Raw genomic sequence first — 19,272 nt, forward strand, 5'->3', positions numbered from 1 at the left:
GGGAGTTAAGCCACCCATGTTGTTAAATGCGCTGGCATCACTCGGACATCGGGGAATAAAAACCCTCAGGACGTTCGGGCGAGCCGGATTAATGTTGTTCAATGCGGTTGTCGGCAAACCGGAGTTTCGCAAACATGCGCCGCTGCTGATACGCCAGCTCTATAATGTCGGCGTCTTATCGATGCTGATCATTATTGTTTCAGGCGTGTTCATCGGTATGGTGCTGGGATTGCAGGGATACCTGGTGCTGACGACCTACAGCGCGGAAACCAGCCTCGGTATGCTGGTGGCGCTGTCATTGCTACGTGAGCTGGGGCCGGTGGTTGCGGCACTGTTGTTCGCTGGGCGGGCCGGTTCGGCCTTAACTGCAGAGATTGGTCTGATGCGAGCGACCGAGCAGCTTTCCAGTCTGGAAATGATGGCCGTCGATCCACTGCGCCGGGTGATCTCTCCACGTTTTTGGGCCGGTGTCATTTCATTGCCGCTGCTGACGATTATATTTGTCGCCGTGGGGATCTGGGGTGGTTCACTGGTTGGCGTAAGCTGGAAAGGTATTGATGCCGGCTTTTTCTGGTCGGCTATGCAAAATGCCGTCGACTGGCGTCTGGACCTGGTCAACTGTCTGATTAAGAGCGTGGTGTTCGCCATTACGGTCACATGGATTGCATTGTTCAATGGTTATGATGCGATCCCGACCTCTGCCGGGATTAGCCGGGCAACGACACGCACCGTTGTGCACGCCTCTCTTGCCGTTTTGGGGCTGGATTTTGTGCTGACCGCACTGATGTTTGGGAATTGAGTTCATGCAAACGAAAAAAAATGAAATTTGGGTCGGGTTATTCCTGCTGGTGGCGCTGTTGGCTGCGCTGTTTGTCTGCCTGAAGGCGGCGAACGTTACCTCCATGCGTACTGAACCGACTTATACGATTTATGCGACTTTTGATAACATCGGCGGCCTGAGAGAGCGTTCTCCGGTGCGGATTGGCGGGGTCGTCGTTGGACGCGTAGCGGACATCTCGTTAGATCCGAAAACGTACCTGCCGCGCGTGACGCTGGAAATCGAATCGCGTTTTAACCATATTCCTGACACCAGTTCTCTGAGCATCCGTACTTCCGGTCTGCTGGGCGAGCAGTATCTGGCACTGAACGTGGGTTTTGAAGATCCTGAGTTGGGAACGTCTATCCTCAAAGATGGCAGTACGATTCAGGACACGAAATCTGCGATGGTACTGGAGGATATGATTGGTCAGTTCCTTTACAACAGCAACAGTAAAGGTGACGACAATAAGAATTCTGGCGATGCGCCAGCCGCAACTGAAGGCAATAATGAAGCCACTACGCCTGCGGGCGCAACGAAATAATCTCAGGAGAATCGACGTATGTTTAAACGATTGATGATGGTGGCTATGCTTGTCATTGCCCCACTTAGCGCGGCAACCGCAGCGGACCAGACGAATCCGTATAAACTGATGAATGAGGCCGCGCAGAAGACGTTTGACCGTCTGAAGAACGAACAACCTAAAATTCGTTCCAACCCGGATTACCTGCGTCAGGTTGTCGATCAGGAACTGTTGCCTTATGTGCAGGTTAAATATGCTGGCGCGCTGGTACTGGGCCGTTACTACAAAGATGCCACTCCCGCTCAGCGTGACGCCTATTTCGCCGCATTCCGTGAATATCTGAAGCAGGCTTACGGTCAGGCGCTGGCGATGTACCATGGCCAGACCTATCAGATTGCCCCAGAGCAGCCGCTGGGCGATGCGACTATCGTTCCTATCCGCGTAACTATCATCGATCCAAACGGTCGTCCTCCGGTGCGTCTGGATTTCCAGTGGCGTAAAAATTCTCAGACCGGTAACTGGCAGGCGTATGACATGATTGCTGAAGGCGTAAGTATGATCACCACCAAACAAAATGAGTGGAGCGACCTGCTGCGTACGAAAGGTATTGATGGCCTGACTGCTCAGTTGAAATCAATTTCTCAGCAGAAAATTACTCTGGAAGAGAAAAAATAATGACGCAATCACTCACCTGGACGCGTGAAGGCGACAAGCTGGTGCTGGTGGGCGAGCTGGATCAGGACGTATTAAATCCATTATGGGATGCACGAGTTGAGGCGATGAAGGGAGTATCCTGCATCGACCTGAACCAGGTTTCCCGGGTCGATACCGGTGGTCTGGCATTACTGCTGCACTTGATTAATCAGGGCAAGCAGCAGGGGAACAGTGTTTCGCTCGCTGGCGTTAACGATAAAGTGTACACGCTGGCGCAGCTTTACAATTTGCCTGACGACGTTCTTCCGCGTTAATTTTTTCAGGCCGGATAAGGGCTTGTGCCGTCATCCGGTAACCCCTCTGCGAGGGATCTGCCTCTAAAGCCTTGTCTGATTTATCAGCGAGGCTTTTTGCTTATTTATGACAGCGCCACTTTGCTCTAAGATGTTGGGCTGTTTTCACTATCTGACGAATGAAGAGCCCATGGAAAATAATGAAATTCAGAGCGTGCTGATGAATGCACTCTCCCTCCAGGAAGTCCACGTTTCTGGCGACGGCAGTCACTTTCAGGTTATTGCCGTGGGTGAGATGTTTGAAGGCATGAGCCGGGTCAAGAAGCAGCAAACAGTCTATGGCCCGTTGATGGAGTACATTGCGGACAACCGCATTCATGCCGTGTCGATTAAGGCCTTTACCCCAGCAGAATGGGCGCGCGATCGCAAACTTAACGGTTTTTGAGCTACGGGTGATGTGCCGGTAGCGAAGATAAATTCTTAACAGAGAACAGAATAATGGATAAATTTCGTGTTCAGGGGCCAACCAAGCTCCAGGGCGAAGTCACAATTTCAGGCGCAAAAAATGCTGCACTGCCGATCCTGTTTGCGGCGCTGCTGGCTGAAGAACCTGTAGAGATCCAAAACGTCCCGAAACTTAAGGACGTTGACACCTCAATGAAGCTGCTGAGCCAGCTGGGTGCGAAAGTTGAACGTAATGGTTCGGTGCACATTGATGCGCGCGACGTGAACGTTTTCTGTGCGCCGTACGATCTGGTGAAAACCATGCGTGCGTCCATCTGGGCGCTCGGGCCGCTGGTTGCTCGCTTTGGCCAGGGCCAGGTTTCACTGCCGGGCGGCTGCACCATCGGTGCGCGTCCGGTTGACCTGCACATTACCGGTCTGGAGCAGTTAGGCGCGACAATCAAGCTCGAAGAAGGCTATGTGAAAGCGTCCGTTGATGGCCGCCTGAAAGGCGCGCACATCGTCATGGACAAAGTAAGCGTCGGTGCGACTGTTACTATCATGTGCGCAGCAACGCTTGCCGAAGGCACGACCATCATCGAAAACGCCGCACGTGAGCCGGAAATTGTCGATACCGCGAATTTCCTGATTGCGCTGGGTGCGAAGATCACCGGTCAGGGTACCGATCGCATTACTATCGAAGGCGTAGAACGTCTTGGTGGCGGCGTTTACCGCGTTCTGCCAGACCGTATCGAAACCGGTACCTTCCTGGTCGCAGCGGCAATTTCTCGTGGCAAAATCATCTGCCGTAATGCACAGCCAGACACGCTGGATGCCGTTCTGGCGAAGCTGCGTGATGCGGGGGCGGATATCGAAGTCGGCGACGACTGGATAAGCCTCGATATGCACGGTAAACGTCCGAAAGCGGTCAATGTGCGCACTGCGCCGCATCCGGCGTTCCCAACCGATATGCAGGCTCAGTTCACGCTGCTGAACCTGGTGGCAGAAGGGACGGGCTTCATCACGGAAACCGTGTTTGAGAATCGCTTTATGCATGTGCCTGAGCTGAGCCGTATGGGCGCTCATGCAGAAATCGAAAGCAATACTGTGATTTGCCACGGCGTGGAAACGCTCTCTGGCGCACAGGTTATGGCGACCGATCTGCGTGCATCCGCAAGCCTGGTCCTCGCAGGATGTATTGCTGAAGGGACGACGGTAGTCGACCGTATTTATCATATCGATCGCGGCTATGAGCGTATCGAAGATAAGCTGCGCGCGCTGGGCGCAAACATTGAGCGCGTGAAAGGCGAGTAATCGTCTACGTCTCTTGTAACCCCCAGTTCAGTTGGCCGGGGGTTACTGCTCAATGTTCATTCCGGATTCTGTTTCTCTCTGCGACTCCTCATCATCCGCGTTCTGTCAATGAACTCATGCGTTTTGGCATCGTGATAGCGTGACGGCCAAATCACCCAGGGATCAGTTCCCAGTGCCCGGGCGATAATCAACTCACCTTTTGGCCATGGCCTGGTTAACGCATTGGCCAGCGTTGATGAGCTCAACCCATTCTTACGTGATTCAGCGGCCATTGAGGTTCCTTTCTTGCGCAGTCCGGCGATGATGTCGGCCGGATGCCAGTCAATCAGCTTGCTTTCCATAAATTCATCTCTCCTTTGGTTAACGACTTACGGTTCCACGATCGGTTGTGGCAACACTATAACTCCCGGAGAATGAATGTTCTAAAATGTTCACTTAAAGAGCGTGTACATTCAGAATATATCAAGGTTATTTGTTGTTTTTAGGAAGGTTATATTTGTTATTGGAGTTTATAAGAACATCCCGTGCAAGGCACGGGATGATAAAGGAGGGGGCTGGAAGGAATTAACGGTCGCGCTGTACGGCGATATGCGCCAGACCAATCAGCGCTTCTCTCCACGGCGTATCTGGTAGCACCTGTAACGCAGCGATGGCTTTATCAGCCTCTTCTTCTGCACGTTGGCGAGTCCACTCCAGAGAACCACAGGCGTTCATCGCTTCCAGAACCGGCTCCAGAAGGTGACGGCCATTACCTTGCTCAATGGCCTGGCGGATCATTTGCGCTTGTTCTGGCGTACCGTGGCGCATGGCATGCAGCAGCGGCAGCGTAGGTTTGCCTTCGTTGAGGTCATCACCAACGTTTTTACCCAGTTGCTCGCCATCTGCGCTGTAATCCAGCAAATCGTCAATTAACTGGAAAGCTGTACCGAGATAACGGCCGTAATCCTGCAATCCTTTCTCTTGTTCTTCGCTGCAACCAGCCAGAATGCCAGAGCATTGGGCCGCCGCCTCAAACAAACGCGCGGTCTTACTGTAGATGACGCGCATATAGTTTTCTTCAGTGATGTCCGGGTCGTTGACGTTCATCAACTGTAAGACTTCACCTTCGGCGATGACGTTGACCGCTTTCGACATGACTTCCAGCACTTTCAGCGAACCGAGGCTGGTCATCATCTGAAAAGCACGGGTATAGATAAAATCGCCGACCAGCACGCTGGCCGCATTACCAAAGGCCGCATTCGCCGTGGCTTTCCCGCGACGCATGTCAGATTCATCCACAACATCGTCGTGTAACAGGGTCGCGGTGTGGATAAACTCGATCAGGGCCGCAATCGTAACGTGTGCATTTTCCTGGTAGCCAACGGCACGCGCGGCGAGTACGGCGATCATTGGGCGAATGCGTTTTCCGCCGCCGCTAACGATGTAGTACCCCAGTTGATTGATCAACTGGACGTCGGAATTGAGCTGTTCAAGGATTGTCGCATTGACCCCCGCCATATCTTGCGCGGTTAACTCATTGATTTTTTCTAAATTCATCGCAAAAGCCGGGCTTCTCGCCCCGATTACCTTACTGTATGAAAAGGTAACGTCGGGTTTAGGGTTATAAATATATGCTGATTGTACTGAAAAAACGCCGTAGATAAACGTTACCGTACGTGTTGTGTTTTTTTTCTTCATGTATTGACGGTAGCACTTGTCAAAGGCTCGCGTTTTGCGTAATATTCGCGCCCTATTGTGAATATTTATAGCGCACTCTGAATCATCAAAAAGGTGTGCGCGGAAGCGGAGTTTTTTATGTACGCGGTTTTCCAAAGTGGTGGTAAACAACACCGAGTAAGCGAAGGTCAGACCGTTCGCCTGGAAAAGCTGGACATCGCAACTGGCGAATCTGTTGAATTCGCTGAAGTTCTGATGATCGCAAACGGTGAAGAAGTCAAAATCGGCGTTCCTTTCGTTGATGGCGGCGTTATCAAAGCTGAAGTTGTTGCTCACGGTCGTGGCGAGAAAGTTAAAATTGTTAAGTTTCGTCGTCGTAAACACTACCGTAAGCAGCAGGGCCATCGTCAGTGGTTCACTGATGTGAAAATCACTGGCATCAGCGCTTAAGTTAAGGGGAGCAGATTAAATGGCACATAAAAAGGCTGGCGGCTCGACTCGTAACGGTCGCGATTCAGAAGCTAAACGTCTGGGCGTAAAACGCTTCGGCGGTGAAACAGTTCTGGCTGGTAGCATCATCGTTCGTCAACGTGGTACTAAATTCCACGCTGGCTCCAACGTTGGTTGCGGCAAAGACCACACTCTGTTTGCTAAAGCAGACGGTAAAGTGAAATTTGAAGTGAAAGGCCCGAAAAACCGTAAATTCATCAGCATCGTTGCTGAATAAGTTTTTCGCGTCCCGGTAACGGATAAAAGCCCCGCAACACGTTGCGGGGCTTTTTACATTCGACGGCCGGTAAATACGCTCGTCGCGCCGTGACAACCCGGAAACGAGCCCTTGCAGGGAATACGGTATGAAGCAGCAGGCAGGCATTGGTATTCTGTTAGCACTCACAACGGCAGTATGTTGGGGGGCTTTGCCAATAGCAATGAAGCAAGTGCTGGAGGTGATGGAGCCTCCTACCGTGGTGTTTTACCGTTTTTTAATGGCAAGTATTGGCCTTGGCGCTATTCTTGCGGTTAAAAAAAAGCTCCCTCCATTGCGTATTTTTCGCAAAGCGCGTTGGCTGGTACTGCTGGCTATCGCTACCGGTGGGCTGTTCGGTAACTTCATTCTGTTTAGTTCATCCTTGCAATATTTGAGCCCAACGGCTTCGCAGGTTATCGGTCAACTGTCACCGGTTGGTATGATGATCGCCAGCGTCTTTATCCTGAAAGAAAAGATGCGCGGCACGCAGGTGATTGGCGCCATTATGCTTCTGAGCGGACTGGTCCTGTTTTTTAATACTAGTCTGATCGAAATTTTTACCCGGCTCACCGATTACACCTGGGGCGTTATCTTTGGTGTCGGTGCGGCAATGGTTTGGGTGAGCTATGGGGTCGCGCAAAAGGTGTTATTGCGTCGGCTGGCATCACCGCAGATCCTGTTTTTGCTGTACACTTTATGTACGATTGCGTTATTGCCGCTGGCTAAACCCGGTGTCATCACGCAGCTCAGCGACTGGCAGCTGGCATGCCTTGTATTCTGCGGCCTGAATACGCTGGTAGGATACGGTGCTCTCGCGGAAGCGATGGCGCGTTGGCAGGCGGCGCAGGTGAGTGCCATTATTACGCTCACACCGCTGTTTACGTTGTTATTTTCAGATTTATTATCACTGGCCTGGCCCGATTTCTTCGCCAGACCGATGCTAAACCTATTAGGTTATCTCGGTGCGTTTATCGTGGTTGCGGGCGCGATGTATTCCGCCATTGGTCATCGAATTTGGGGCGGTTTACGTAAGCATGAAACGGTGGTTTCGCAACCCCGCTCAGGCGAATGATTTACGGAGAGTAAAATGAAGTTTGTTGATGAAGCATCGATTCTGGTCGTTGCAGGTGATGGCGGTAATGGTTGCGTCAGCTTCCGCCGCGAAAAATACATCCCAAAAGGCGGTCCGGACGGTGGTGACGGCGGTGATGGCGGTGACGTTTGGCTGGAAGCCGACGAGAACCTGAACACGCTGATTGATTACCGTTTTGAAAAATCATTCCGTGCGGAACGTGGTCAGAATGGCGCGAGTCGTGATTGCACCGGTAAGCGTGGTAAAGATGTCACGATTAAAGTGCCTGTCGGTACACGTGTTATCGACCAGGGCACGGGCGAAACCATGGGCGACATGACTAAACATGGTCAGCGTCTGATGGTCGCTAAAGGCGGCTGGCACGGTCTGGGTAACACCCGTTTCAAATCCTCGGTCAACCGTACTCCGCGTCAGAAAACAATGGGGACGCCGGGCGATAAGCGCGATCTGATGCTCGAGCTGATGCTGCTGGCAGACGTGGGTATGCTGGGTATGCCAAACGCCGGTAAATCGACGTTTATCCGTGCAGTATCTGCGGCGAAGCCGAAAGTCGCTGATTATCCGTTTACCACCCTGGTACCAAGCCTGGGTGTAGTGCGTATGGACAATGAAAAGAGCTTCGTGGTTGCCGATATCCCGGGGCTGATTGAAGGTGCGGCTGAAGGCGCTGGTCTGGGTATCCGCTTCCTGAAACATCTGGAGCGTTGCCGCGTGTTGCTGCACCTCATCGATATCGATCCGATTGACGGTTCCGATCCGGTAGAAAACGCCCGTATCATTATTGGCGAACTGGAAAAATACAGTCAGGATCTGGCGTCTAAACCGCGCTGGTTAGTGTTCAACAAAATTGATTTGATGGACAAGTCTGCAGCGGAAGAGAAAGCGAAAGCGATCGCCGAAGCGTTGGGCTGGGAAGGTAAATATTATCTGATCTCTGCCGCCAGCCAGCTGGGCGTGAAGGATCTTTGCTGGGATGTGATGACCTTTATCATCGAGAACCCGATTGTTCAGGCTGAAGAAGCGAAACAGCCAGAGAAAGTTGAGTTCATGTGGGATGATTACCATCGCCAGCAGCTCGCTGAAGTCGAAGACGAAGCGGAAGATGACTGGGATGACGATTGGGACGAAGACGACGAAGAAGGCGTTGAGTTCATCTACAAGCGTTAATCGCATTAAAAACCCCGGCCATGCTGCCGGGGTTTTTGTTTCCAGTTTGCGTAGGCCGGATAAGCGCAAGCGCCATCCGCCATCTTCAAAATCTAGTTATTCTGATAAATGTCCTTGTACAACCGGCTCTCGAAGCGTACTAGCGGAATTCGGCGATTACGTTGGTCAGCCGGCTCTACCGCATAACCAGACAAATACTGCACAAATGCCATACGTTGACCGCTTGCCGTAGTGATAAAGCCCGCAAGGTTATAGACCCCCTGCAAAGAGCCTGTCTTCGCCGATACTTTGCCATCCACACCAGCCTGATGCAGACCCGCACGATATTGCAAAGAGCCATCATGGCCCGCCAGCGGCAACATGGTGATAAAGTTCAACTCGTTATCGTGCTGAGCAATATATTGCAGTACCTGCATCATGGTCGCAGGAGCAATCAGGTTATGGCGGGAGAGTCCAGAACCATCGGCAATAATCGTGTTGCCGATATCAACGCCCGCTTGCTGACGCAAAATCTGGCGTACGGCATCAGAACCTGCTCGCCAGGTGCCCGGCACGTTAAATCGCGCATGACCAATCATGCGGAAAACGGTATCGGCAATCATGTTGTCCGATTTTTTCAGCATAATCTTAAGCAGGTCATGCAGCGGCGCTGACTGCTTACTGGCGACCACGGTTCCCGGTGTGTTGACCTGCGTCTGGCGCAGCAGAGTACCGCTGTAAGTGATCCCTGCTTGTTTTAGCTCATCTTTGAGAATCGCCCCGGCATAACTGGCGCCGTCCTGAATGGCGAACGCCAGCGGCAGCGGATCGGCACGTTGTGGCAGACATCCGGTCAACGTAAAGCGGTTGAGATCGCCAGGCACCACGTCCAGTTCACAATATTGCGCTTCGGCAGAGCCTCGAGCGAGAGTTCGCACCTGGCTGAACATGGTGACCGGGTAATAAGATGCCACGCGGATAAACGCGAGATCGTTAGGTTTTTGCGCGCTGTAGAGTGAAACAGAGAAACAGTTACGATCGACAATGGCTGCTGCGGGCGGTGCGCTAAAACACTGCGTCATGTCGTTCCAGGGCCAGCCAGGAGCTTTATCATGACTGGCGAAAATAGAGGTATCGATCAGGACATTTCCGGCAATTTGCGTCACGCCTGATTTTTTCAGGGTTGCCACCATATTGCGGATATCCTGACGTTTTAGCGTCGGATCGGCACCAAATCGCGCCACTAAGTCACCTTTTAATACCCCGCCTTCCACGTTGCCTTTTATCTCAAGCGTGGTGGTAAAACGAAAGTCAGGCCCGAGCTGAATCAATGCCGCCAGCGCGGTGATCACTTTCTGGGTACTGGCGGGGAGTGCCATCTGCTGGCTATGAAAATCAATAGCAGGAGCAGGTGCGCCAACCTTCTGTACCATGAGGGCGAGGTTGGCTCCGGCAGGGAGCTGATTGATATACTCGTCGACGTTCGCGGCCTGAACGCTGAACGCTATACTGGCAGTCAATCCAATGGTAAATCTGGAAAATCGCATAATCTCGCGCTAACAACCTGGAAACAGGCCGTCATACTACGGCGCAACGCCCCAAAAAGTAAACGATGACCCATCGGGAACTCCAGGGTAAAATGATCATCAAATAGAGAATTGTAGCTGACCTGGGACCCTGAGCCCCGGGTCGGTATTTTTGCTTCTGACTCTGGCATGGCGTATGCCAGAGTGTGCTTAGCAGCCGGGGTGAGAGCAACCGCCCCCTACAGGAATGTTCAAGAGGTATAACAAATGCAAGCTATCCCGATGACCTTACGTGGTGCTGAAAAACTGCGCGAAGAGCTGGATTTTCTGAAATCTGTGCGCCGTCCTGAAATCATTGCCGCTATTGCAGATGCGCGTGAGCATGGCGACCTGAAAGAAAATGCGGAGTACCACGCGGCGCGTGAACAACAGGGGTTCTGCGAAGGGCGCATCAAAGATATCGAAGCTAAACTGTCCAACGCGCAGGTTATCGACGTCACTAAAATGCCGAACAATGGCCGCGTCGTTTTCGGTGCGACGGTTACCGTGCTGAATCTCGATAACGATGAAGAGCAGACCTGGCGTATTGTCGGCGATGATGAAGCCGATTTTAAACAGAACCTGATTTCGGTGAACTCGCCTATCGCTCGTGGCCTGATTGGCAAAGAGCAGGATGACGTGGTGGTTATCAAAACGCCGGGCGGTGAAGTTGAATATGAAGTGACGAAGGTCGAATACCTGTAAGAATTTCCCAATACTCAAGATGTTGATGTATTGTAAAGAAAGGAAAAAGGCCGCATAGCGGCCTTTTATCAACGAAGAGAGCGTGGCATTTTGCTCTCCTGCTAGCGGAAAATCCCGCGTTTTACACAAACTTCGTGTGCAACTTTGGGATATTCTTAGCGTGGCAGCGAGATTTTACGTTCTTTAGTCGGGCGATACAGTACCAGCGTTTTGCCGATGACCTGTACGTTACAGGCGCCGGTTTCGCGTACGATAGCTTCCACGATCAAGGTTTTGGTATCGCGATCTTCCGAGGCGATTTTCACCTTGATAAGTTCATGGTGCTCTAACGCTTGTTCAATCTCGGCCAGTACCCCTTCGGTCAAACCATTGTTGCCAAGCATAACTACAGGCTTGAGCGGATGTGCCAGACCTTTCAGGTGCTGTTTTTGTTTAGTACTCAGATTCATCGTATATTTTTGCTTACGTTGGGATTGAAAACGGGTCATTCTACCGCCATCTCCCATATATCGCCAAATAGCTGTGTAGAAATTTACACCATTGGTTACGATGAACTGCCCTTTGGGAATGTGAAATGACAGGTAAAAAGCGTTCTGCCAGCTCGAGTCGCTGGCTTCAGGAACACTTTAGCGATAAATATGTTCAACAGGCGCAGAAAAAGGGGTTACGTTCCCGTGCCTGGTTTAAACTTGATGAAATACAGCAAAGTGACAAAATTTTTAAACCGGGGATGACGATTGTTGATCTCGGTGCTGCACCCGGTGGTTGGTCGCAATATGCGGTTACGCAGATCGGCAACACTGGCCGCATTATCGCTTGCGATCTTTTACCTATGGATCCAATCGTTGGTGTGGACTTCCTTCAGGGCGACTTTCGTGATGAATTAGTCCTGAAAGCGTTACTTGAGCGCGTAGGTGACAGTAAAGTACAAGTTGTCATGTCTGATATGGCGCCAAATATGTGTGGAACACCGGCGGTGGACATTCCCCGGGCCATGTATCTGGTAGAGCTGGCGCTTGGAATGGCTCGTGATGTATTAGCGCCAGGTGGTAGTTTTGTAGTGAAGGTGTTCCAGGGCGAAGGCTTCGATGAGTATCTAAGAGAGATTCGCTCCCTGTTTACGAAGGTCAAAGTTCGTAAGCCGGACTCTTCTCGCGCCCGTTCGCGTGAAGTGTATATTGTAGCGACCGGGCGTAAACCATAACCGGTAGATTTCAAACGAAAGTTTGAAAGAAACTGGATATAGAGTATCCTGACGCTGTTTTTAACACAGTTGTAATATGAGGTTAATCCCTTGAGTGACATGGCGAAAAACCTAATTCTCTGGCTGGTCATTGCCGTTGTGCTGATGTCAGTATTCCAGAGCTTTGGGCCCAGCGAGTCTAATGGCCGTAAGGTTGATTACTCTACCTTCCTGCAAGAGGTCAATCAGGACCAGGTTCGTGAAGCGAAGATCAACGGACGTGAGATTAACGTTACCAAGAAAGATAGTAACCGTTACACGACCTACATTCCGGTTAACGATCCGAAGCTGCTTGATAACCTGCTGACCAAAAACGTCAAAGTTGTTGGCGAACCGCCTGAAGAGCCGAGCCTGCTGGCTTCTATCTTCATTTCCTGGTTCCCAATGCTGCTGCTGATTGGTGTCTGGATCTTCTTCATGCGTCAAATGCAGGGCGGTGGTGGCAAAGGTGCCATGTCGTTCGGTAAGAGCAAAGCGCGCATGCTAACGGAAGATCAGATCAAAACTACTTTTGCTGACGTTGCTGGTTGTGACGAAGCAAAAGAAGAAGTTGCTGAACTGGTTGAGTATCTGCGCGAACCGAGCCGTTTCCAGAAGCTGGGCGGTAAAATCCCGAAAGGCGTCCTGATGGTCGGTCCTCCGGGTACAGGTAAAACTCTGCTGGCAAAAGCTATCGCAGGTGAGGCGAAGGTTCCTTTCTTCACAATTTCCGGTTCTGATTTCGTGGAAATGTTCGTCGGTGTTGGTGCATCTCGTGTGCGTGACATGTTCGAACAAGCCAAGAAAGCGGCACCGTGCATCATCTTTATCGATGAAATCGACGCCGTAGGTCGCCAGCGTGGCGCAGGTCTGGGCGGTGGTCACGATGAACGTGAGCAGACGCTGAACCAGATGCTGGTTGAGATGGACGGCTTCGAAGGTAACGAAGGTATTATCGTTATCGCGGCAACTAACCGTCCGGACGTACTTGACCCTGCGCTGTTGCGTCCAGGCCGTTTCGACCGTCAGGTTGTGGTTGGTCTGCCGGACGTTCGCGGTCGTGAACAGATCCTGAAAGTGCATATGCGTCGCGTACCGCTGTCTCCGGATATCGATGCGGCAATCATTGCACGTGGTACGCCAGGCTTCTCTGGTGCGGACCTCGCGAACCTGGTGAACGAAGCGGCGCTGTTTGCTGCTCGCGGCAACAAGCGCGTCGTGTCGATGGTTGAGTTCGAGAAAGCGAAAGACAAAATCATGATGGGTGCGGAACGTCGCTCCATGGTGATGACGGAAGCGCAGAAAGAATCTACCGCGTACCACGAAGCAGGCCACGCGATTATCGGTCGCCTGGTACCGGAACACGATCCGGTGCACAAAGTGACGATTATCCCGCGCGGTCGTGCACTGGGTGTGACCTTCTTCCTGCCTGAAGGCGACGCAATTAGCGCCAGCCGTCAGAAACTGGAAAGCCAGATCTCCACGCTGTACGGCGGTCGTCTGGCGGAAGAGATCATCTACGGTGTTGAGCACGTTTCTACCGGTGCGTCGAACGACATTAAGGTCGCGACCAATCTGGCGCGTAACATGGTTACTCAGTGGGGCTTCTCCGAGAAACTCGGACCGTTGCTGTATGCTGAAGAAGAAGGCGAAGTGTTCCTGGGACGTTCTGTGGCGAAAGCTAAACATATGTCCGATGAAACGGCTCGCATTATCGATCAGGAAGTTAAACTGCTGATTGAACGTAACTATGACCGTGCGCGTCGTCTGTTGAATGAAAACATGGATATTCTGCACTCGATGAAAGATGCGCTCATGAAATATGAGACCATCGATGCACCGCAGATTGACGATTTGATGGCTCGCCGCGACGTGCGTCCGCCAGCGGGTTGGGAAGAACCGGGTTCTTCTAACAACAACTCTGGCAGCACCGGTAAGCCTAGCGCACCGCGTCCGGTTGATGAACCGCGTGCGCCGGACTCTGGCACCATGTCAGAGCAACTGGGCGACAAATAAGTTATCGTTGATGATGACCGTGTTTTAATTGAAAACCCTGGGGCTTGCTCCGGGGTTTTTCTTATCTGCATATTCAAGATTTTTTCAGGGATAAAGCTATGAAACTCTTTGCTCAGGGTTCTTCACTGGATCTCAGCCATCCACATGTCATGGGGATTTTGAATGTCACCCCAGATTCTTTTTCCGATGGCGGGGCGCACAATTCTCTGGTTGAGGCGGTGAAACACGCCAACCTGATGATTAACGCCGGGGCGACTATCATTGATGTGGGTGGTGAATCCACGCGTCCAGGTGCTGCCGATGTGAGCGTCGAAGAAGAGTTGCAGCGAGTGATCCCGGTAGTGGAGGCGATTGCTCAGCGTTTTGAAGTGTGGATTTCTGTCGATACCTCAAAACCGGAAGTGATTCGCGAAAGCGCCAGAGCCGGCGCACATATCATTAATGACATTCGCTCACTCTCGGAACCCGGAGCGCTGGAAGCTGCAGCGGAATCCGGATTGCCAGTTTGCCTGATGCATATGCAGGGGCAGCCGAAAACCATGCAGGAAGCACCAAAATACGAGGATGTTTTTGCTGATGTAAATCGTTATTTTGTTGAGCAAATAGCGCGTTGTGAACGGGCTGGAATCACAAAAGATAAATTGTTGCTCGACCCCGGGTTCGGATTCGGTAAAAATCTCACCCACAACTACACATTACTGGCACGTCTGGCGGAGTTTCATCATTTTAATCTGCCGCTGCTGGTTGGAATGTCACGAAAATCAATGATTGGCCAACTGCTGAATGTGGGGCCATCCGAACGCCTGAGCGGCAGTCTGGCGTGCGCGGTCATTGCCGCAATGCAGGGGGCGCAGATTGTTCGTGTCCATGACGTCAAAGAAACCGTAGAAGCGATGCGTGTGGTGGAAGCCACATTGTCTGCAAAGGAAAAAAAACGCTATGAGTAATCGTAAATATTTTGGCACTGATGGAATTCGCGGACGCGTAGGCGACGCCCCTATTACTCCTGACTTTGTCCTTAAACTGGGGTGGGCTGCAGGTAAAGTGCTGGCACGTCATGGGTCACGTAAAATTATTATCGGTAAAGATACGCGTATCTCTGGCTATATGCTGGAGTCTGCGCTGGAAGCGGGTCTGGCTGCTGCCGGTCTTTCTGCCTCTTTCACGGGCCCAATGCCAACTCCTGCTGTTGCTTATCTGACTCGCGCTTTCCGTGCTGAGGCCGGGATTGTTATCTCTGCTTCGCACAACCCGTACTATGACAACGGGATTAAATTCTTCTCCATCGACGGGACTAAACTGCCGGATGCCGTTGAAGAAGCTATCGAAGCCGAAATGGAAAAAGCGATCACCTGTGTAGATTCGGCTGAGCTGGGTAAAGCTACCCGTATCGTTGATGCTGCTGGTCGCTATATCGAGTTTTGCAAAGGCACCTTCCCGAATGAGCTAAGCCTGAGTGAGCTTAAAATCGTGGTGGATTGCGCCAACGGTGCGACGTACCACATTGCGCCAAATGTACTGCGCGAGCTGGGTGCGAACGTGATTGCTATTGGCTGTGAGCCAAACGGCGTGAACATCAATGAAGAAGTTGGCGCCACCGACGTCCGTGCCCTGCAGGCGCGCGTGATTGCGGAAAAAGCCGATCTGGGGATAGCGATGGACGGCGATGGCGACCGTGTCATTATGGTTGACCACGAAGGTAATAAGGTCGATGGCGATCAGATCATGTACATCATCGCTCGTGAAGCCCTGCGTCAGGGGCAGTTGCGCGGTGGCGCGGTAGGCACACTGATGAGCAACATGGGCCTCGAGCTGGCGTTGAAACAGCTGGGTATTCCGTTTGCCCGCGCGAAAGTCGGCGACCGCTACGTACTGGAAAAAATGCAGGAAAAAGGCTGGCGTATCGGTGCCGAAAACTCAGGCCATGTGATCCTGCTGGACAAAACCACCACTGGTGACGGCATCGTGGCGGGTTTGCAGGTCCTGGCGGCGATGGTGCGCAACCATATGAGTTTGCACGACCTGTGCAGCGGCATGAAAATGTTCCCACAACTGCTGGTTAACGTACGTTACACCGCAGGTGGCGGCGATCCGCTGGAGCATGAAAACGTAAAAGCGGTGATGACCGAAGTTGAAACGGCGCTGGGCAATCGTGGACGTGTCCTGCTGCGTAAATCAGGTACTGAACCGTTGATTCGCGTGATGGTTGAAGGTGAAGACGAAGCGCAGGTGACTGAATTAGCACACCGTATTGCAGATGCCGTGAAAGCAGTGTAATCACTTAAACAGCGAAAGCCGGAGTCAGAGACTCCGGCTTTTTTTTTACTGTACGGCAAGCGGCTGTTTACGTCTGCGCTGCCAGAAGTAACCGGCGACCATCAGCAGTACAAGGACTGCCAGCCACGGCAGTATTGCCAGCAAATGCCCTGACCGGGCAAAAGTCAACGCAATCATCAGTAACCAACCGCCCAGCATCGGAATTGCGGTGCGCTTAACAATATCGACTGGCGAAACGCCAGCGATTCCCGCGATAGCAATGATGACGCCGGCAATGGGGGATAACGTACGACCAATGCCCGCCGAGATCTGGATAGGCAACATCATGACTGCGATGTCGCTACCGATATGACGGCTGATGTCCGGTACCATTGGGGCGAATGAGAAAAATGCCGCATTCCCGGAGCCCATCAGGGCGGAAATCGCAAAGGTGATCAGCGTCATTAGCAGGATAATCGAGGCGGCGCTGAGGCCAAATTCACCAGAAAGCGACAGTAGTGCGTCGACGGCGCCAATGGCTTTCAGTCCGGCAGAAAAAACTTCACCGGCGATAATCAGCGTCACCACGGTGGCAAATACGCTGCCCATGCTGTCGAAAACTTTTTGTACGCCGGCCATCACGTCGCGTGCCTTACGGTGGCGGCAGTACTCAAAGATCAGGGTAATGGCAAGACTTATCAGTACGGCGGTATCGAGCGTAATTTTGAGCGAGCTGAATACTAAATCGCTGCACACCAGCATCAACACCAGTGGGAGCATGGGCAGAAACAGCCAGGCGATCGGTGCATCGGCTTCATCGGAAGACGTTAGTGTTTGCATTTGCTGAGCCACATTGTCACCAATTTCACGACGGTCGAAAAAGCGTTGTACAACAATATGCAGCAGGGCGATGAACAGAATAACGGGGACAACGATTGGCAACTGATCCTGCACGAAATAATTCACCACCTCAATGCCGGCGGTTTTAGCGGCGAGAACTGAGTTGCCGGAACCCGGACCAAATTCAACCGCACAGGTGCTGGCGATAACGGCGGCAACGGCGGCGCGACTACAGCCAAGACGGGTCAGTAACGGGTAAAGCGTCGCCATCAACAGCAGGCCAAGTCCGGTGGCGCTGCTGATAAACAGCGACAGGAATTGGCCCAGTAGTAACGCCAGGCCCAACAGCAGGTACGGTGAGTTCAGACGCTGCAAAGGACGAGACGTTACCCGAACCAGCACCTGGCTTGCGCCAATGGCTGACATATAGGTGGCGAACCCACCGATCAGCATAATTTGCAGCCCGAGGCCGCCGAGACGCACGCTCAGGGTATCGCGGATAAACTCAAAGGCGTCAAAGGGACCAAATCCGGTGCTCTTTTTCACCAGGCTGCTGAGCGTGGTCATCCCGCTAAAATGCGCGATGAGCAGCAGCACAATCCCGGTCAGGAGCAGCACCGACTGGGGGTGATATTTTTTGAGGATCAGACGTCCGGCAAAAATGATGGCGAGTAGCGCCAATAATAATGACATTCTCGCCCCCTTACTCGAAGTTGCCGGTAACCTGGCACTCGCCATTCCGTAGCAACGGCTTACCCGCAGCAAACAGATGGGCCAGCGAGAGGTCATCGTTGAGTACACAAATATCGGCACGTTCCCCGGCGCAGAGTACACCACCGGAAATACCCAGCGAGCGCGCCACGTTTGCCGTCAACATCGCAATCGCCTGTGGCACCGGAATCCCCACATCAATCAGGCGAGGAAGTAGATTAAGGTTACCTGCGACCGGTGCTGCGCTTAAACCTTCCACGATCCCCTGAGCGTTAAACCGCGGAACGCTACCATTACCATCAGAGCTGATCGTGATGCGATCGGCCGGGACCTGGGCTTCCAGAGCATGGAGGATCGCCTGTTCCTGAGGCATGAAGCGACTACCACCGGATGTCACGTCAATATGGCCGCCGCGATGGGCGAAAGCAATTGCCTGTTCAAACAAGGGCTCTGTTCTCGCAACATGGGTTGGTGAAATGTGGTGAATCGGAATGCCTGCATCACACAGTTCAATAAGCTGTGACATCCCTTCTGGCAGATTCCCCAGGTGAACATGCAGCAACCCTTTTTTCCCTGCCAGCAGGGAAGCTACGCGGATATCACTGACTATCCTCAGTAATTCCTGGAAAGAGGGGTAAGAACCACGGTGATCGGCGAGGGCGATTTTTACGCCAAGAATCGCCGGAATGAACGTCATATCATCGCGGATGGATCGCGTAATGGTTGGGCTGGGTACCGCGTAGGCTCCCGTATGCATAAACGCGCGTAATCCCTCAAGGTTGAGCGATTGCATTTTAGCGTAGAGATCTTTGGGGGAACGAGAAATGGCATCGGTACCCAACACGCCGACAACCGTGGTAATACCTGCCTGAATCAGGTCTCGCAGCTTAACGGCTGGTGTGCGACTGGCAAATCCGGCTTCGCCACCGCCACCGGTAAGATGGACATGCTGATCGATGATGCCAGGGATAACCCATTTCCCCCGACAATCAATGACCTCGTCGACACTATCAAACAGAGAAATATCTTTTTCCACCGCAACAATGCGGTCGGCATGAATGAGCAGGGAGCAGAGGCCTAAATCCTCCGGAGAAAAAATACGGGCATTGGTCAATAAAGTAAACATATCGGTCCTGTCAAACGTCGAGGGTGAGAGTCGGCAGGTGAAACGGAATATTGTTGTTATGATGCCCACCATAAAGCCATTACTATAACTATGACTATTACCGATTTGTTATTGGAGGATGCGGTTATGGCATGGTGGAGAGT

The 19,272-nt window shown here is 52.3% G+C and carries 21 protein-coding genes; 15 read left to right on the forward strand and 6 right to left on the reverse strand.

All coding sequences use genetic code 11. The features are described from left to right. Positions 1 to 16 precede the first annotated feature (16 nt). The 6 genes from mlaE (at position 17) to murA (ending at position 4,045) form a co-directional block, all read left to right on the forward strand. Positions 17 to 799, forward strand: a complete 783-nt coding sequence (gene mlaE, locus NMD08_RS02720; protein ID WP_003025053.1) for a lipid asymmetry maintenance ABC transporter permease subunit MlaE — start codon at positions 17 to 19, stop codon at positions 797 to 799. 4 nt (positions 800 to 803) lie between these two features. Next, positions 804 to 1,361, forward strand: coding sequence for an outer membrane lipid asymmetry maintenance protein MlaD (gene mlaD, locus NMD08_RS02725; protein WP_151217865.1), 558 nt, complete (start codon positions 804 to 806; stop codon positions 1,359 to 1,361). An 18-nt stretch (positions 1,362 to 1,379) separates the two neighbouring features. Further along, positions 1,380 to 2,015: a phospholipid-binding protein MlaC gene (gene mlaC, locus NMD08_RS02730; RefSeq protein WP_043017796.1), complete on the forward strand. Its 636-nt coding sequence runs from the start codon at positions 1,380 to 1,382 to the stop codon at positions 2,013 to 2,015. Then, positions 2,015 to 2,308, forward strand: a complete 294-nt coding sequence (gene mlaB / locus NMD08_RS02735; protein ID WP_005121315.1) for a lipid asymmetry maintenance protein MlaB — start codon at positions 2,015 to 2,017, stop codon at positions 2,306 to 2,308. Before mlaC ends, mlaB begins: the two co-directional genes overlap by 1 nt. A 169-nt stretch (positions 2,309 to 2,477) precedes the next feature. After that, positions 2,478 to 2,732: a BolA family iron metabolism protein IbaG gene (ibaG, locus tag NMD08_RS02740; protein WP_151217864.1), complete on the forward strand. Its 255-nt coding sequence runs from the start codon at positions 2,478 to 2,480 to the stop codon at positions 2,730 to 2,732. Between the two features lie 53 nt (positions 2,733 to 2,785). After that, positions 2,786 to 4,045, forward strand: a complete 1,260-nt coding sequence (gene murA, locus NMD08_RS02745) for a UDP-N-acetylglucosamine 1-carboxyvinyltransferase (protein WP_003839949.1) — start codon at positions 2,786 to 2,788, stop codon at positions 4,043 to 4,045. A 56-nt stretch (positions 4,046 to 4,101) separates the two neighbouring features. Here the strand turns inward: murA and sfsB are convergent, their stop codons facing one another. Both sfsB and ispB read right to left on the reverse strand, forming a co-directional pair. Beyond that, positions 4,102 to 4,386, reverse strand: a complete 285-nt coding sequence (gene sfsB / locus NMD08_RS02750; protein ID WP_151217863.1) for a DNA-binding transcriptional regulator SfsB — start codon at positions 4,384 to 4,386, stop codon at positions 4,102 to 4,104. A gap of 223 nt (positions 4,387 to 4,609) precedes the next feature. Then, positions 4,610 to 5,581 (reverse strand): octaprenyl diphosphate synthase, encoded by a 972-nt coding sequence (ispB, locus tag NMD08_RS02755; RefSeq protein WP_003025033.1) that lies wholly within the window; start codon positions 5,579 to 5,581, stop codon positions 4,610 to 4,612. A 258-nt stretch (positions 5,582 to 5,839) separates the two neighbouring features. Here ispB and rplU point away from each other — a divergent pair, with 258 nt between their 5' ends. The 4 genes from rplU (at position 5,840) to cgtA (ending at position 8,709) form a co-directional block, all read left to right on the forward strand. Continuing rightward, the gene (gene rplU / locus NMD08_RS02760; protein ID WP_003025032.1) at positions 5,840 to 6,151 is read left to right on the forward strand and encodes a 50S ribosomal protein L21; all 312 of its coding nucleotides are present in this window, start codon (positions 5,840 to 5,842) and stop codon (positions 6,149 to 6,151) included. Positions 6,152 to 6,170: 19 nt separating this feature from the next. After that, a complete protein-coding gene (rpmA, locus tag NMD08_RS02765) occupies positions 6,171 to 6,428 on the forward strand; it encodes a 50S ribosomal protein L27 (protein WP_003025030.1) in 258 nt (85 codons plus the stop codon). A 127-nt stretch (positions 6,429 to 6,555) separates the two neighbouring features. Beyond that, a complete protein-coding gene (locus tag NMD08_RS02770) occupies positions 6,556 to 7,521 on the forward strand; it encodes a DMT family transporter (protein WP_003025028.1) in 966 nt (321 codons plus the stop codon). 15 nt (positions 7,522 to 7,536) lie between these two features. Next, the gene (cgtA, locus tag NMD08_RS02775; protein WP_151217862.1) at positions 7,537 to 8,709 is read left to right on the forward strand and encodes an Obg family GTPase CgtA; all 1,173 of its coding nucleotides are present in this window, start codon (positions 7,537 to 7,539) and stop codon (positions 8,707 to 8,709) included. A 92-nt stretch (positions 8,710 to 8,801) separates the two neighbouring features. Here cgtA and dacB read toward each other — a convergent pair whose 3' ends face one another. Continuing rightward, on the reverse strand, positions 8,802 to 10,235 hold the full coding sequence (dacB, locus tag NMD08_RS02780; protein ID WP_370619467.1) for a serine-type D-Ala-D-Ala carboxypeptidase: 1,434 nt from the start codon (positions 10,233 to 10,235) through the stop codon (positions 8,802 to 8,804). A 246-nt stretch (positions 10,236 to 10,481) separates the two neighbouring features. On the opposite strand from dacB, the gene greA reads away from it, so the two are divergent. Beyond that, positions 10,482 to 10,958 (forward strand): transcription elongation factor GreA, encoded by a 477-nt coding sequence (greA, locus tag NMD08_RS02785; protein WP_016154674.1) that lies wholly within the window; start codon positions 10,482 to 10,484, stop codon positions 10,956 to 10,958. Between the two features lie 155 nt (positions 10,959 to 11,113). Here the strand turns inward: greA and yhbY are convergent, their stop codons facing one another. Then, on the reverse strand, positions 11,114 to 11,407 hold the full coding sequence (gene yhbY, locus NMD08_RS02790; RefSeq protein ID WP_003025016.1) for a ribosome assembly RNA-binding protein YhbY: 294 nt from the start codon (positions 11,405 to 11,407) through the stop codon (positions 11,114 to 11,116). Between the two features lie 125 nt (positions 11,408 to 11,532). On the opposite strand from yhbY, the gene rlmE reads away from it, so the two are divergent. The 4 genes from rlmE (at position 11,533) to glmM (ending at position 16,473) form a co-directional block, all read left to right on the forward strand. Then, entirely contained in the window at positions 11,533 to 12,162 is a 630-nt protein-coding gene (gene rlmE / locus NMD08_RS02795; protein ID WP_003025015.1) for a 23S rRNA (uridine(2552)-2'-O)-methyltransferase RlmE, read from the forward strand. 99 nt (positions 12,163 to 12,261) lie between these two features. After that, entirely contained in the window at positions 12,262 to 14,196 is a 1,935-nt protein-coding gene (gene ftsH / locus NMD08_RS02800; RefSeq protein ID WP_043017790.1) for an ATP-dependent zinc metalloprotease FtsH, read from the forward strand. Positions 14,197 to 14,294: 98 nt separating this feature from the next. Beyond that, positions 14,295 to 15,143 (forward strand): dihydropteroate synthase, encoded by an 849-nt coding sequence (folP, locus tag NMD08_RS02805; RefSeq protein ID WP_187260107.1) that lies wholly within the window; start codon positions 14,295 to 14,297, stop codon positions 15,141 to 15,143. Beyond that, complete coding sequence (glmM, locus tag NMD08_RS02810; protein WP_370619469.1) at positions 15,136 to 16,473, forward strand: phosphoglucosamine mutase; 1,338 nt, start codon at positions 15,136 to 15,138, stop codon at positions 16,471 to 16,473. Before folP ends, glmM begins: the two co-directional genes overlap by 8 nt. A 45-nt stretch (positions 16,474 to 16,518) precedes the next feature. Here glmM and dcuC read toward each other — a convergent pair whose 3' ends face one another. Next, positions 16,519 to 17,985: a C4-dicarboxylate transporter DcuC gene (gene dcuC / locus NMD08_RS02815; RefSeq protein WP_151217858.1), complete on the reverse strand. Its 1,467-nt coding sequence runs from the start codon at positions 17,983 to 17,985 to the stop codon at positions 16,519 to 16,521. 10 nt (positions 17,986 to 17,995) lie between these two features. Next, on the reverse strand, positions 17,996 to 19,129 hold the full coding sequence (iadA, locus tag NMD08_RS02820) for a beta-aspartyl-peptidase (RefSeq protein WP_151217857.1): 1,134 nt from the start codon (positions 19,127 to 19,129) through the stop codon (positions 17,996 to 17,998). Positions 19,130 to 19,272: the final 143 nt, after the last annotated feature.

Source organism: Citrobacter meridianamericanus, assembly GCF_041320245.1.
In the GTDB taxonomy this organism is placed as follows: Bacteria; Pseudomonadota; Gammaproteobacteria; order Enterobacterales; family Enterobacteriaceae; genus Citrobacter; species Citrobacter meridianamericanus.

Excerpts from the sequence above, each read along its gene's own strand:
- sfsB (WP_151217863.1), bottom strand. The coding sequence starts at position 4,386 with ATGGAAAGCAAGCTGATTGACTGGCATCCGGCCGACATCATCGCCGGA.
- iadA (WP_151217857.1), bottom strand. The coding sequence starts at position 19,129 with ATGTTTACTTTATTGACCAATGCCCGTATTTTTTCTCCGGAGGATTTA.
- ispB (WP_003025033.1), bottom strand. The coding sequence starts at position 5,581 with ATGAATTTAGAAAAAATCAATGAGTTAACCGCGCAAGATATGGCGGGG.
- ibaG (WP_151217864.1), top strand. The coding sequence starts at position 2,478 with ATGGAAAATAATGAAATTCAGAGCGTGCTGATGAATGCACTCTCCCTC.
- yhbY (WP_003025016.1), bottom strand. The coding sequence starts at position 11,407 with ATGAATCTGAGTACTAAACAAAAACAGCACCTGAAAGGTCTGGCACAT.
- ftsH (WP_043017790.1), top strand. The coding sequence starts at position 12,262 with ATGGCGAAAAACCTAATTCTCTGGCTGGTCATTGCCGTTGTGCTGATG.
- mlaD (WP_151217865.1), top strand. The coding sequence starts at position 804 with ATGCAAACGAAAAAAAATGAAATTTGGGTCGGGTTATTCCTGCTGGTG.
- rplU (WP_003025032.1), top strand. The coding sequence starts at position 5,840 with ATGTACGCGGTTTTCCAAAGTGGTGGTAAACAACACCGAGTAAGCGAA.
- dcuC (WP_151217858.1), bottom strand. The coding sequence starts at position 17,985 with ATGTCATTATTATTGGCGCTACTCGCCATCATTTTTGCCGGACGTCTG.
- mlaE (WP_003025053.1), top strand. The coding sequence starts at position 17 with ATGTTGTTAAATGCGCTGGCATCACTCGGACATCGGGGAATAAAAACC.
- rlmE (WP_003025015.1), top strand. The coding sequence starts at position 11,533 with ATGACAGGTAAAAAGCGTTCTGCCAGCTCGAGTCGCTGGCTTCAGGAA.
- rpmA (WP_003025030.1), top strand. The coding sequence starts at position 6,171 with ATGGCACATAAAAAGGCTGGCGGCTCGACTCGTAACGGTCGCGATTCA.
- dacB (WP_370619467.1), bottom strand. The coding sequence starts at position 10,235 with ATGCGATTTTCCAGATTTACCATTGGATTGACTGCCAGTATAGCGTTC.
- glmM (WP_370619469.1), top strand. The coding sequence starts at position 15,136 with ATGAGTAATCGTAAATATTTTGGCACTGATGGAATTCGCGGACGCGTA.
- NMD08_RS02770 (WP_003025028.1), top strand. The coding sequence starts at position 6,556 with ATGAAGCAGCAGGCAGGCATTGGTATTCTGTTAGCACTCACAACGGCA.
- cgtA (WP_151217862.1), top strand. The coding sequence starts at position 7,537 with ATGAAGTTTGTTGATGAAGCATCGATTCTGGTCGTTGCAGGTGATGGC.
- mlaB (WP_005121315.1), top strand. The coding sequence starts at position 2,015 with ATGACGCAATCACTCACCTGGACGCGTGAAGGCGACAAGCTGGTGCTG.
- murA (WP_003839949.1), top strand. The coding sequence starts at position 2,786 with ATGGATAAATTTCGTGTTCAGGGGCCAACCAAGCTCCAGGGCGAAGTC.
- folP (WP_187260107.1), top strand. The coding sequence starts at position 14,295 with ATGAAACTCTTTGCTCAGGGTTCTTCACTGGATCTCAGCCATCCACAT.
- mlaC (WP_043017796.1), top strand. The coding sequence starts at position 1,380 with ATGTTTAAACGATTGATGATGGTGGCTATGCTTGTCATTGCCCCACTT.
- greA (WP_016154674.1), top strand. The coding sequence starts at position 10,482 with ATGCAAGCTATCCCGATGACCTTACGTGGTGCTGAAAAACTGCGCGAA.